10 protein-coding genes and 1 pseudogene are annotated in these 13,438 nt (G+C 34.6%); all 11 read left to right on the top strand.

Going from position 1 to position 13,438, the window contains the following annotated elements:
* The first annotated feature begins 50 nt into the window (after positions 1-50).
* The 11 genes and pseudogenes from BR73_RS0118955 (at position 51) to BR73_RS0118905 (ending at position 13,196) form a co-directional block, all read left to right on the top strand.
* On the top strand, positions 51-503 hold the full coding sequence (locus BR73_RS0118955) for an NUDIX hydrolase (protein WP_033166820.1): 453 nt from the start codon (positions 51-53) through the stop codon (positions 501-503).
* Between the two features lie 333 nt (positions 504-836).
* Positions 837-1,826 (top strand): DUF4349 domain-containing protein, encoded by a 990-nt coding sequence (locus tag BR73_RS0118950; RefSeq protein WP_051685323.1) that lies wholly within the window; start codon positions 837-839, stop codon positions 1,824-1,826.
* 416 nt (positions 1,827-2,242) lie between these two features.
* A complete protein-coding gene (gene rpsB / locus BR73_RS0118945) occupies positions 2,243-3,001 on the top strand; it encodes a 30S ribosomal protein S2 (RefSeq protein WP_033166819.1) in 759 nt (252 codons plus the stop codon).
* Between the two features lie 25 nt (positions 3,002-3,026).
* Positions 3,027-3,956 (top strand): translation elongation factor Ts, encoded by a 930-nt coding sequence (gene tsf, locus BR73_RS0118940; protein ID WP_347463474.1) that lies wholly within the window; start codon positions 3,027-3,029, stop codon positions 3,954-3,956.
* Between the two features lie 494 nt (positions 3,957-4,450).
* A complete protein-coding gene (locus BR73_RS0118935; RefSeq protein ID WP_033166817.1) occupies positions 4,451-4,648 on the top strand; it encodes a hypothetical protein in 198 nt (65 codons plus the stop codon).
* Positions 4,645-5,589, top strand: coding sequence for a hypothetical protein (locus BR73_RS0118930; protein ID WP_033166816.1), 945 nt, complete (start codon positions 4,645-4,647; stop codon positions 5,587-5,589). Before BR73_RS0118935 ends, BR73_RS0118930 begins: the two co-directional genes overlap by 4 nt.
* A gap of 4 nt (positions 5,590-5,593) precedes the next feature.
* Entirely contained in the window at positions 5,594-6,091 is a 498-nt protein-coding gene (locus BR73_RS0118925; RefSeq protein WP_156034768.1) for a hypothetical protein, read from the top strand.
* The gene (locus BR73_RS0118920) at positions 6,069-8,096 is read left to right on the top strand and encodes a hypothetical protein (RefSeq protein ID WP_033166814.1); all 2,028 of its coding nucleotides are present in this window, start codon (positions 6,069-6,071) and stop codon (positions 8,094-8,096) included. Before BR73_RS0118925 ends, BR73_RS0118920 begins: the two co-directional genes overlap by 23 nt.
* Before the next feature lie 684 nt (positions 8,097-8,780).
* Positions 8,781-9,029, top strand: a pseudogene (locus BR73_RS0118915) (AMP-binding protein); the annotation flags it as partial.
* 241 nt (positions 9,030-9,270) lie between these two features.
* Positions 9,271-11,418, top strand: a complete 2,148-nt coding sequence (locus BR73_RS27635; RefSeq protein WP_051685322.1) for an adenylyltransferase/cytidyltransferase family protein — start codon at positions 9,271-9,273, stop codon at positions 11,416-11,418.
* 317 nt (positions 11,419-11,735) lie between these two features.
* The gene (locus BR73_RS0118905) at positions 11,736-13,196 is read left to right on the top strand and encodes a deoxyguanosinetriphosphate triphosphohydrolase (RefSeq protein WP_033166812.1); all 1,461 of its coding nucleotides are present in this window, start codon (positions 11,736-11,738) and stop codon (positions 13,194-13,196) included.
* Positions 13,197-13,438: the final 242 nt, after the last annotated feature.

Here is a 13,438-nt window from a genome sequence, read left to right as displayed (position 1 = left end):
TGTATACTTGAAACAGATATTTGACACACCATAATACAGGAGGAATTGCGATGATTGAAGCAACGAGCTGTGGCGGTGTAGTTATTTTCAGAGGAAAGATTTTACTACTGTATAAGAACTATAAAAACAAATACGAAGGTTGGGTTCTGCCGAAAGGAACTGTGGAGGAAGGAGAAGAGTATAAGGAGACAGCCATACGTGAAGTGAAAGAAGAAACAGGGACGGATGCTTCTATAATCAAATATATTGGCAAAAGCCAATATACATTCAGTACACCACAGAATACAGTAATAAAGGATGTTCATTGGTATTTAATGATGTCTGATAGCTATTACAGCAAACCGCAAAGAGAAGAATATTTTATGGATTCCGGATATTATAAATTCCATGAGGCGTATCACATGTTGAAATTCTCTAATGAGAAACAGATATTAGAGCGTGCTTATAATGAATACCTGGATTTAAAGAAGAGTAATTTGTGGGGTAACAAAAAATACTTCTAACCGGGTATTATTATAACTTATTGGGCGTGGGTGATTGATCAGGACGGAATAAACTAAGAGAGAAGGGCAGTAAAAAAGCTGTCTGTTCTCTCTTTTTTATGTGATTTTTTATGAAATAGAATAATTCCGTCCTGCCAGATAATATTTTCTTACTTTTTCCTTAAAGTTCCGGTTGATTATTGTAAATATATAGTTAATTTTTTATAATAATATTACAAACATGAGCAGACAGAAAGAATCAGGAGGAGGAACTCTTAAACGGTAGTTGAAAGTTGTTTTTCAACGATTTCTGAAATATCATGGCGAGGAATGATATTTGGAAAAGGAGTATTTATGAAAAAAAACCGGTTAATAATAGTTATGTTTATGGCTGTATTGGTACTGTTTGCAGGTTGTGCATCAAAAAGTGATACAGGGTATTCCTATGATACCAATAGTCTTGAAGCACCGGCTGGGGATAAGAGTGGGGGAAATGCAGGAGTTAAGGGAGAACAGCCAAGGGTAGAAACGACAGCTGTTAATCCGGAAGAGGCAAAAGCAGAAGGGGAAAGTGAATTAAATGATTCTGCAAGAAAGCTCATAAGAAAAATATCGATTGAATATGAAACCCTTGCGTTTGAAGATTCTGTCAAGCTGGTGACGGAAGAACTGAAAAAGGCCGGAGGATATATTGAGAATTCCAGAATACATGGAAATGTAATGGATAAGAGCAGTTCCAGATATGCGGAATATGTCATGCGAATTCCCGTGGAAAAGGCGGATGACTTTATCAGTATGGCTGGGGAAAACATGAATCAGGTAAGCCGTAATGATTCCTCGGAAGATGTAACTTTGGAATATGTTGATACCGAAAGCGAAGTAAAGGCACTTGAAATTCAACAGGAAAGACTGCTGGCACTCCTTGAAAAGGCAGATAAGATTGAAGATATCATAGCACTGGAAGAAAGACTTGGTACGGTGCGTTATCAATTGGAGCAGAATGCCTCTATTATACGAACCTATGATAATCTGGTTGAGTATGCAACCATAACACTTAGCATCGATGAAGTAATACGCATTACACCGCCGGAACCCAAAAGTGATTGGGACAGGATGACAACAGGTTTTAAGAATACGCTGGTTAATATCCGTGATGGATTTGTTGAATTCTTTATATGGTTTGTAATTAATCTTCCTTATCTGCTTTTCTGGGGAGTTATCGTCGGTGGAGCGATTTTTATCTTTCTTAAAAAAAGCAAAAGACTGGGTAATAAGAAAAGAAGTCAGTCAGAAGAATTGAAAGAAGATATAAATGATGAACCGAAAAAAGAATCGAAGGAATAGCCGAAAGAAGAATAGAAATCGAACCGAAGGAATAGCCGAAAGAAGAATAGAAACCGAACCGAAGGAATAGCCGAAAGAAGAATAGAAACCGAACCGAAGGAATAGCCGAAAGAAGAGTAGAAACCGAACCGAAGGAATAGCCGAAAGAAGAATAGAAACCGAACCGAAGGAATAGTCAGAAGAAGAATAAAAAAAGAAAGCAGAAATGAAATAAGATATTTAAGAAGAAATTTTGATACGAAATGGCAATAATATGAGAGAAAAATGAAAATTAGCAAATTATGCTTGCCATTCTTAGTGGAGTGTGTTATAATTCATATGCTAAATTGCACGTATGTTGATTTCTGGCCCGGTGCCTGTTAGGTCTGTCAGAAAAATGATACATACGGAAGTAGACAACCAATTGGAGGTAAATTATGAGCGTTATATCAATGAAACAGTTATTAGAAGCAGGTGTGCATTTCGGACACCAGACAAGAAGATGGAACCCTAAGATGGCTGAGTACATCTACACAGAAAGAAACGGAATCTACATCATCGACCTGCAGAAATCCGTAGGTAAAGTAGATGAGGCTTATTATGCAATCAAAGATATCGTTGCAGATGGCGGAAAAGTTCTTTTTGTAGGAACTAAGAAACAGGCTCAGGATTCCGTTAAGTCCGAAGCAGAGCGTTGCGGAATGCATTATGTAAATGAGAGATGGTTAGGTGGTATGTTAACAAACTACAAGACTATCCAGAGCAGAATTGCAAGATTAAAACAGATTGAGACTATGTCCCAGGATGGTACTTTCGAAGTTCTTCCCAAGAAAGAAGTTATCGAGTTAAAGAAAGAGTGGGAGAAATTAGAGAAGAACCTTGGCGGCATTAAGAATATGAAGAATATCCCCGATGCTATCTTTGTTGTAGATCCTAAGAAAGAAAGAATCTGCGTACAGGAAGCTCACGCTTTAGGTATTCCTTTAATCGGTATTGCTGATACCAACTGTGATCCTGAAGAACTTGATTATGTAATTCCCGGAAATGATGATGCGATCAGAGCAGTTAAATTAATCGTTGCTAAAATGGCAGATGCAGTTATCGAAGCTAACCAGGGTGTTCAGATGACAGACAATTCCGAAGCAGCTGAAGTTGAAGCAGCAGAAGAAAGTTCTGAAGAGTTCGTAGAAGCATAAAGATAAATTATAACGGAGGAATACAATAATGGCTATTACAGCAGCAATGGTTAAAGATTTAAGAGATATGACCGGAGCAGGCATGATGGATTGTAAGAAAGCTCTTGCCGCAACCGATGGAGATATGGATAAAGCAGTTGAGTTCTTAAGAGAAAAAGGACTTGCAGCAGCAGAGAAAAAAGCCGGCAGAATTGCAGCTGAAGGTGTTTGCGAAACAGCAGTAGCAGAAGGCGGAAAAGTTGCAGCAATCGTTGAAGTTAACAGTGAGACAGACTTCGTAGCTAAGAATGAAACATTCAGAAACTTTGTAACAGCTGTTGTTAATCAGGTTATTACATCTGACAGCACAGATACAGAGAGCTTTTTAGCTGAGAAGTGGGCACTTGATTCTTCTAAGACAGTAAAAGAAGAGTTATCCAGCCAGATCGCTATTATCGGCGAGAACATGAATATCAGAAGATTCCAGAAGGTTGTTGCTGAGAACGGTTTTGTTGAGTCTTATATCCATGGCGGCGGAAGAATCGGTGTATTAGTTGAATTAGAGACTTCTGTATACAATGAAGTAACAAGAGAGGCAGCTAAGAATGTAGCAATGCAGATTGCAGCTATCGCTCCTAAATATGTTCAGAGAACTGAGATTCCCGCTGATTACATCGAGCATGAGAGAGAAATCTTAAAAGCTCAGGCTATGAACGAGAACACCGGTAAACCTGAAAACATCATTGAGAAGATGATTGAAGGCCGTTTAAACAAAGAATTAAAAGAAATCTGTCTTGTAGATCAGGTTTATGTTAAAGATGGTGATTTAACAGTTCAGAAATATATTGATTCAGTAGCAAAAGAAGTAGGCGCTCCTGTTGCAATCAAGAGCTTCGTACGTTTTGAAACTGGCGAAGGAATCGAGAAAAAAACCGAGAACTTTGCAGAAGAAGTTGCAAAACAGATGGGACAGTAATTTCATAATTTTAAATAGTGCTAAACCGCCGAAAAACTAGTGTTTTCGGCGGTTTTCTTGCGTTTTAGGGTATCGTAAAATATCGCAGGTTTTTGGGGGAAGTTGGTAAAATTCCGTACCAACTTTAGCTCGGTGAAGTTTGCATCTTACTTATAAAATTAGCATCTTTCTTATATTCTAGGAGTGTAATTATTTATAAGCTAATAATGATAGATTCAGTGTAGATAGAGACAAGGTGTATTTACGCCAATCGGCTGAGGGAGGCAGTTATATTGATCTATAGTTTAAAATGAATAAAGGTTACTTGAGATGTAAAAGTTTTTCTTTTGTGCTTTTTCTATGTGAGTTATTGAAAAAATTTGAATTTGAAGTAGTAAAAATTACATTTGCAGGAACACATGTTTGGTGTATAATGTTCTGTATAGATAGAAGAAAACAGATGTTATTTTAGGATGATTATGGTATAATATACATAATTTAGAAAAGGTGATATTATGAATAAAAAACAAAGAGTAAAATATTGCCTCAATGATGAAATATATGTTTTATGGATTGACGAGATTTTTGGTTTAGCTAAAGTATATTTCATCGAAGAAGATAAGGAAAGAGTAATTGGGCTCAAATTGATTTCAGATAAGCCTTATATTGAAAAGTCCTTAAATATTAGCATGTTGGCAGGAGGATTTAAATGAATTTAAGTTTCTTCGGGGATAATATGGATGGCGAATCATGGGAAAAGTTATGTGATGATTGTTATCGGATACGATATCAAGAGGATGGATATCAAAAGGTACCAGCTACAACAAATGGTGACGCGGGTATTGAAGGTTTTACCAACGATTTAGTATATCAGTGTTACTACCCAGAAGGTGAATATTCAGATCAACTTTGGTACGAAAAACTGAGAGATAAATTAACTAAAGATATTGGCAAATTTGTAAATCAAGAGTATGCTGTAAAATTGAAAAGTTTAGGTGTTAAAAATATTAAAGAATGGCATCTGGTCATACCTTCATACCGGGATAAAAGAATTATAGAACATGCAAAAATAAAAAGTGATGTGGTAATTGAAACGAAGAAAACGGATTCAGAACTATATTCCTATATTAACGATGGTTTTTCGATAAAGATTAAGGTTGCTGATGATTTTAAAATTGAGATGACCAGGCTTATAAGAAATTCCTGTTTGGATGTAAAATTGAATATGGCAATTAAAGATGCTGATATTGATTTGAGTAAATGTGAATCTGTCAAGGTTGAAAATATTAAGCGTAAAGTAAAGGCTGTAATGGGAGAGATTAGTGAACAAGATAAACATTACATAGAATTAGTAAATATTTATGTTGAGTATTATATGCGAGGAATTGAATTGCTTAAAATTTTTAGCACAGATTTTCCAGAAGTATATGGTGACATAAATGAGTTACTTCTTGCATACAAGAAGAAAGTATATTCTAGAACCTTATTTAATCCGGACAAGAGTATGAATGCTACAATATTTAATGAGATTCTAGCGGAATTTGGAGCAAGGCTAGAACAGGAATTTAGATACCTATCATTTGCGTCTGTAACGGAATTGCAGCATGATATGATTGCAGGGTGGCTTGCTGACTGTTCAATGGAATTTAGGTGACATTATGAATGAAAAATTTCTTATGACTGATACAGTTATTTTTGATGCAAAACCGGATGCAGTGCCATATAAATATAGAATTAGTTATAAAATGGGGCAATTCTGTATGATTCTTGCCATTTGTAGCGATGGTTCAAGTTGTTCATTTTTAAAAATACAAATGATATCAAATGCATTAAATGATAAGGAAGCAGAAACGAAATTGCTTGACTTTTGCAATGATAATAATCTTTTTTTTGCATCAGCTATTCGATTTGACCCGGCAGTTAATCGAGTTTTAGGTTATGCAGTGGCAGATGGGATGGTAAAACAACTTGTCAAAGGTACATACAAACTTACAGATAAGGGAAAAGAATTTGTAAAAAAGATAAAATCAGATAAAGACTTGATGATAAAAGAAATTAAGTTTTTAGAGAAGGTAAAGAATAAACTGTCCGAAGATAAAATATCCGAATTAATGGATATGTGGAGGTATGCTGATGTTGGAAATCGGAAGACTTAAGATAACAATTATAACAGACAATGGTACGTATGGATTTGATCAGAAATTTGAAAAAGGATTAAATTTTATTGCAAGTAATGATAATACTTGTGGGAAGAGTTCCATTCTTGAGGCAATATATTATTGTCTTGGCTTTGAAGAAATCATTGGCGGACAAACTGAAAAAGTTTTGACACCTGTTTATAAAAGTAGCATTAAGGATGAAGATGATGAGTATACAGTCCTACAGTCAAGTATATTACTCGAAATATCCAATGGTCATGATGTTGTTACTGTTTTGCGTTGTGCTAAGATGGAAAATCGAAAAAGTAAATTAGTAACTGTATTTTATAGTACAATGGATAAAATTTATGCTGTAGATACAGATAAGGATGATATGTATGTCCATTCACAAAATGCAGCGCAGCATGAAAAAGGGTTTCATGCATTTTTAGAAAAGTTTATCGGCATGCCATTGCCTATTGTGGCAACAACAGATTCATCTGACAGAAAGTTATATTTACAACTAATTTTTTCGGGTATGTTTATAGAACAAAAGCGTGGGTGGTCAGATTTATTTTCAGCAATGCCGTATCTTGGAATAAAAGAATCTAAAAAAAGAATAGTCGAATATATAATTGGCTTAAATACCTTGTCAAATGAAAAAAAGAAGAATGAATTGGTTAATGACGAGAGAGTAATCCGCCAGGAATGGGGGAGCGCAATTAGAGAAATCAACGCAATATGTTATCGTGAGAATTGTTTTGTTAAGGGAATACCCATGGAGCCAGAGGTAGTAGAAATCGGCATAAACACAGTGGCCAACATTTTTAAAAATGTAAATGGGGGTATAGCACTTGATGACTATATAATTGATTTACAGGATAAATATAATAAATTGAATTCTGTTGAACCCAAAGTAGTTGATAATTATGATGATATTGAAACTGAATTAAAATTAACAGAAGAAGCAATTGGGGAATTAGAAGAAAAACAGAGAGAAGCTTACCGGAAATTTATGGCTGAGAACTTAGCCATTAAGAAGTTGAGTGAAAATTTAGAAACAATTAAAGTTGATATTAGTAATAATAAAGATGCAAAAAAACTGAGAGATCTTGGTTCCGAAATAGATATTCTTACTTTAAAAAATGTTTGTCCTGTATGTCATCAACAGATACAAGATGCATTATTTCCAAATCAGGATGAATATGTATTTATGTCCATAGATGAAAATATAAGGCATTTAAGTGCACAAGAACAGGTTTTTGTATATGCTTTAGAAAGTCATAAAAATAGTAAAGCACAATTAGATGCATTTTTGAGTGAGATTCAATCAAAATTAGCCACATTAAATAGATTAGCGAAATCTTTAAGAAATGATATATATGCGGTTGATGATGAATTTGCAGAGAGTATCGTATATAAAAAAATAGAAATTTCCAAGGAAATTGAGGATTTAGAAAAACTTCAAAGTGAACTGGGAATCGTATTTTGTAGGATTGATAATTTATCTGACAGATGGAAAAAATATTTGGAAGAAAAGGAAAAAACACCTAAGAGAAAGTTCACATCCGAGGATGATGGTAAACTAATAACCTTAAGAGATAGCTTTGTGGAGAATCTTCGTAATTTTGGATATAAAAGTTTATCAACAATGGAACAAATAGAAATATCAAAAGATTCGTATCTTCCAGTAAGAGAAAATTTTGATATGAAATTTGATTCGTCAGCAAGTGATAATATACGTGCTATTTGGGCGTTTACTATAGCTTTAATGCAAACGTCTATCACCAAGAGAGGCAACCATCCGAATATATTGATGTTTGATGAACCTGATCAGCATAGTATTGTAATGAAGGATTTGAAGAGTTTCTTTGACACAATTGTTGGAATGAAGTTAGGTCAAACAATAGTAGCTATAACTATTAAAGATAGGGATACCCAACAAGCAATAGAAACATTAGATAAAAAATCGTATAATATGATTAGGATTGAAAAAAGAGCATTTGCAAAAATGCAGGAATAGATTGTTATGAGCATTAAGAAAAGGTGTTACCATACTGGTCAAAATTTCACATGGATTTTATCCTGATTACAGAAATAAAAAACGTGTAAAAATATAGGAAGATACCCAATTAAGGTATTTCCTTTATATTCCCTAAATATAAAAGTAGATAATCAGGTTATCTGAGATATCCTTTAATAAAATAGAAGATATAAATAAATGATTAAGTGGCTGTTGCAAAATGAATGTATAGGTATCTTACCTCTATACGGTTCAAATTGTAACAGCCACTTCTGTAATGCGATTATTTTCGACTTTTGCAAACTGCATTGAAAATTACTAAATATGTAAAATATCTTGCATAATAACAAAAAAAGGTATAATATGGTATAAAATACCATATAAAACTTGCGGCTTACGGTATTATATTGATGGTGTCTAAGGCTCATGAAGATTAAACTAGTGGATTATACTGTGAAAAAAGCAGAGGGCACAGAAATCAAACTATAAAGTTAAGGAGTTTAGATAGGATTATGAATAGCCTGGATAAGCGAAAATGTTATTGGACAAACCTGTTATATTGGACAAACCTGTTAAAAGAAGATATACGGCATTGGAGATACCAACTGATTTTAAAAGTTTTTCTGAGAAGTCAGGAAATATCTCTTATACAAGTGTATATAGGAAAGTGCGCAGGTATTAGAAACTCCACATAAGGTAGCTTTGATCTATGGTGAGCATACCATGACTTATCAGGAAGTGAACAGGGAAGCCAACAAGGTTGCACATTGCCTTAGAAAGGAAGGGGTGAAACCGGAGGATTTTGTTGCGATTATTGCTGAGAGAAGTCTTGAGATGGTTGTTGGAATCTATGGAATCATAAAGAGTGGTGCAGCTTATGTTCCAATGGACCCTGTTTACCCAAAAGAGCGATTGCCAAATTGCAGGAAATAGTAGAAGTTATGAATAAAGTCAGAGTCCGCTGGTTTCTAATAGATTATAAAGATGGATTTGATGATTCAGTTCATAGGAGGTTTTGCAATAACTTATTGAGGAGCTGCAAAACCTGAAAGAACAAGAATTACCTGTTGTAACCAACCTATATAAACTTATGGCTCAAGAGCTCAAGGATTGATTTGTTCAGTTATTTTAAAATAATGCCGGCATTTAAGCCTGCACAGATAGGGGAGATATTATGATTATAAAAGATAAGATAAGAAAATTACATTGCAATAGTACCATAAATGACCTATTGGACCTATTTAAGAAGGATGATACATGTGAAGTGGTATATCTGGAAGATGATAATAAGATTATTGGTGAGATATCCTATGATAAAGTGGAGCAGCTGCTAGAGGAAGGCGATGGTTTAAAAGGAAATTTGAAATCTTTGGCAGAGCGAACTTGTACAGCTGACTTTAATGGATTTACGGAAGAGGAAACAGAATATGAAATTGTTAGAAAATTTATAGCCGAAAAAGAACTGCGCTATTTATTGGTACTAAAAGAGGATGGAACACCCCTTTATTTTGTCGTGGACGAATCAAGATTTCAAAGAATAAAGAATCAGACCCGAATCACTTTAGAATATCTTAAAGAATTGGAGATTGTTTTTGACAGTATTTTCAACTTCTATTTAACCTATCATAATTACAAAAAAATTGCCTTCTTACCAGATGAAATGAGTGAACAGGTATATAAAATGCTTACTGATACGAATTGGATTGTGTTATTGGAGAAAAAGGAATTTCAGGAAAGTGATTTTGATATCATACTGGGAGCGGATAAAGTTTCTGCCAAAAGTAGTAACTTTGTATCCTGGTATCAGCTGCTGGTGCTATTGTATGATAGCATCTACAATGTATACAAAAAAGAAGATAATATGTTGACGGAAGCTTTAAAAAAGATATTGCCTTCTAATTTATGTATACTGCGTTGTCCCCTGGTTATGGATGTAGAGCAGAAAACAGAACGGGAAGCCCTTCTGGCAATGCATACAGTGCAGGACAAAGAATGGTTTCGATCCCAGGAAGGAATCCAGGTATTTTGCGATGGACTAAAAGATTATGACGGAAAAAAGATTAATGAGATGATGGATTTTCAATTTATTGGAAACCATACGGGAGTTCATAATATTGATGTCAGAAACTCTATGCTGAATATTATAGATGGAATCCGGTTTACGTCGGACACGCCTTTTGTGTATAACCGGACAATTCATATGTTTGGCCCGAGTACCTTGTTTGGAGTAGGTGTTGAGGATAAACATACGATATCCAGTTATGTACAAAGATATGTAAATCAGAAGTTTCCGGATAAAAAAATTCGAGTGGTTAATCACGGTGTACCAAGGGCAGATGATATTGACATAGCCAGACTTATTCGCAGCACACCAGTGAAATCTGCTGATATGATAGTTATAGTATACAGCAGATTGGAAGAAAAACATAATATCCGATTTGCTTTTGAAAAGATAAAATATCTTGATGCCCATCAAATATTTCAAAGACCTCATGATATGGGTGAAATCTTTTTAGATACGACACACTGGAACCATAAACCAAATGCCAAAATCAGTGAATTCCTGGTTGAGGAATTTTTGGGAGATTGCATTCTGAATGATAACGGTATATATGATAATGCCCAAAAGAAACAGGTGATTCATAATGCATTTTATACCAAGCTGTCCCAAGATAAAGAATTTCTAAAAAGTATAGAGGAATTAAAACAATACCGTTTTCAGAATTCAAAAAAGACGGGTTGTATTATCATGAATGCGAATCCTTTTACCCTGGGACATCGGGGACTGGTAGAAATGTCACTAAAGCACGTTGAGAATCTATATGTTTTTGTAGTGCAGGAAGATAGATCATATTTTTCTTTTAAAGACCGGTTTGCTATGGTAAGGGAAGGCTGTAAAGACTTAGAAAATGTAAAGGTACTGCCAACAGGAAATGTTATGGCTTCGGCAGCATTGTTTCCTGAATATTTCCAACGGGAACAAATTAAAAAAGAGGTGAAATTTGATATAAGCAAGGATATCACAGTAATGGCAGGGTTCATAGCACCGACACTGAATATTACCATGCGGTTTATGGGAACAGAGCCAATATGTCCAATCACAAGCCAGCTTGTGCAGCACACACAAGAGTTACTTCCGTATTACGGAGTACAATTGGTAATATTTGATCGGATTGAAAAAGAAAACGAACCAATTAGTGCGTCCTCCGTTCGAAAATATCTGAAGGAAAAGAATGAGGAAGCAATGAAGAAAATTGTACCTGCAACTACCTATGAATATTTAATCAATAACTTTATGGTGAAAGAAGAGGTAACTGAATGAACCAATATATACTCCATAAGCATAATAAGTCATAGCTGCAGATGATGATTCTAGTGGTTATAGGTGTACTTACATAAAGGTAACTTTCACTTATTATGATACGAAATATCTAACTCTTGTGAGGATTATCAATTCATCAAGAGCCAAAGCCATAAGCATATACTTCAAAGGGTGAAAAAAGTGAAGGGCGTATTCGTACAAGAAATAGTGGAAATTAACTAGTGTTTATCTTATAATGCTTATAGGCTTATAAATCTTTAGGTGAGATAAAGATTTAATCAGAAAGTAATCAAAGGAAGAGTTATTGGTGGCACAATATGAATTGGAATGAATTATTATCATTAGAAACCCAAGTTGAAAGAGAGAAAGAACCTGAAACGTTTGAAAAGTATCCCATAAGTGATTTGGAAAAGGATTATAAATCTATTATATCCAGCGCAGCATTTAGGAGATTACAGGATAAGACACAGGTATTTCCGTTGGATAAAAGTGACTTTGTCAGAACTAGATTAACACACTCCATTGAGGTTTCTACAATTGCAAGGCAGCTGGGAATAATGATAACCAGAAATACGACTCCCTATTTGCAGGAATTTTTTAAAAATAACAGTGAAGTTACGGATGAAATACCTGTAATATTATCCTGTGCGGGATTGTTACATGATATTGGAAATCCGCCTTTTGGGCACTTTGGTGAAGTGGTTATTGGTGAGTGGTTTAAGAAAGAATTTAAAAATGACAATTTCAGCTACAAAGGAAGGCCTGTTGGAGAAGTTCTGCATAAACAGATGCGATTAGATCTGGAGAATTTTGAAGGTAATGCCCAGGCATTAAGAATTCTGTCTAAAGTAATGAACAGGCAGGAAGGTTATGAAGTAAATTTAACTTATGGTGTAGTAAATACACTTATAAAATATCCAACCTCCTCTTTAGAGTATAATTCTGAGGATGAGGATATAAAGAAGCATAAACTCGGATATTTTTATTCTGAAAAAAGTACAATTGACCTGATTTCTTCTGTAACAGGAACCAAGAAGGATAAAGAATATGTACGCCACCCTCTTGTATACTTAATGGAGGCGGCTGATGATATAGCATATTCAACTGCTGATTTAGAAGATGCAGTGAAGAAAGGCTTACTTACTACAGAGCAGTTTATTGAATATTTTGATAGAGAGATTATGGAAATCACTAATCCTTTTCACAAGAAATATTCTCAAGAGTTAATTGATGACTTAAAAAAGCGTATGGATGATAGCAGCAGAAGTGTGGAAAAAGACCTGATTGCTTTTCAGAAGTGGATGGAACGTGTAAGAATGTGGTTGATGTATGCAGCAGCCTATAGATTCTCGAAAAGCTATGACGACATTATGGAGGGGGTATTTAAGAAGGATTTATTCGATGATACGAACCACCAGGAATCAATACGAATTCTAAAAGGGGCAATGAGTGAATTTGTATATGATAATAAAGGAATCTTAAAATTGGAATTATCAGCTAAAAAAATTATTAGTTCTTTACTGGATGATTTTGTTTATGCAACGTTGCATTGGCAAGCAGAAAGCAATAAATCAGAGGAAGCTGAATATAAGTTATCCAAAGCAGATAAGAAGCTTATAAATATTATCTCTTCAAATTATAAAGAAGATTATTTGTGCGCAAAAACTGATGATGAAGCTGAAAATTTATATTTAAGATTTCTTATGGTTACAGATTACATTAGTGGTATGACGGATTCTTATGCAAAAAACCTTTACCAGGAGTTAAATGGAATTTAGCTCTTACCGTTAGATTGTGAAGTGATACTGAAGTAGGTAGGATGTTTGACGATGCAGGTACAGCACAGTTTATATCAAAATCTTAAAAAAGGATTTTGCGAAAGCCAACTATGATTGGCAATGCTGCTAGTATTTATACATTTAAAACAATTTATAAAATGGGAAACTGCTTATAATAAAGGCAATATATTGATTCGTCCTTATAAAAGAGTATAATCACATATTTATCGAAATGACATATG

The organism is Clostridium sp. KNHs205 (assembly GCF_000702945.1).
Classification (GTDB): Bacteria; Bacillota; Clostridia; order Lachnospirales; family Lachnospiraceae; genus Anaerocolumna.
The sequence above is the reverse complement of the archived record's forward strand: the minus strand, read 5'-3'. Positions and strand labels throughout refer to the sequence as shown.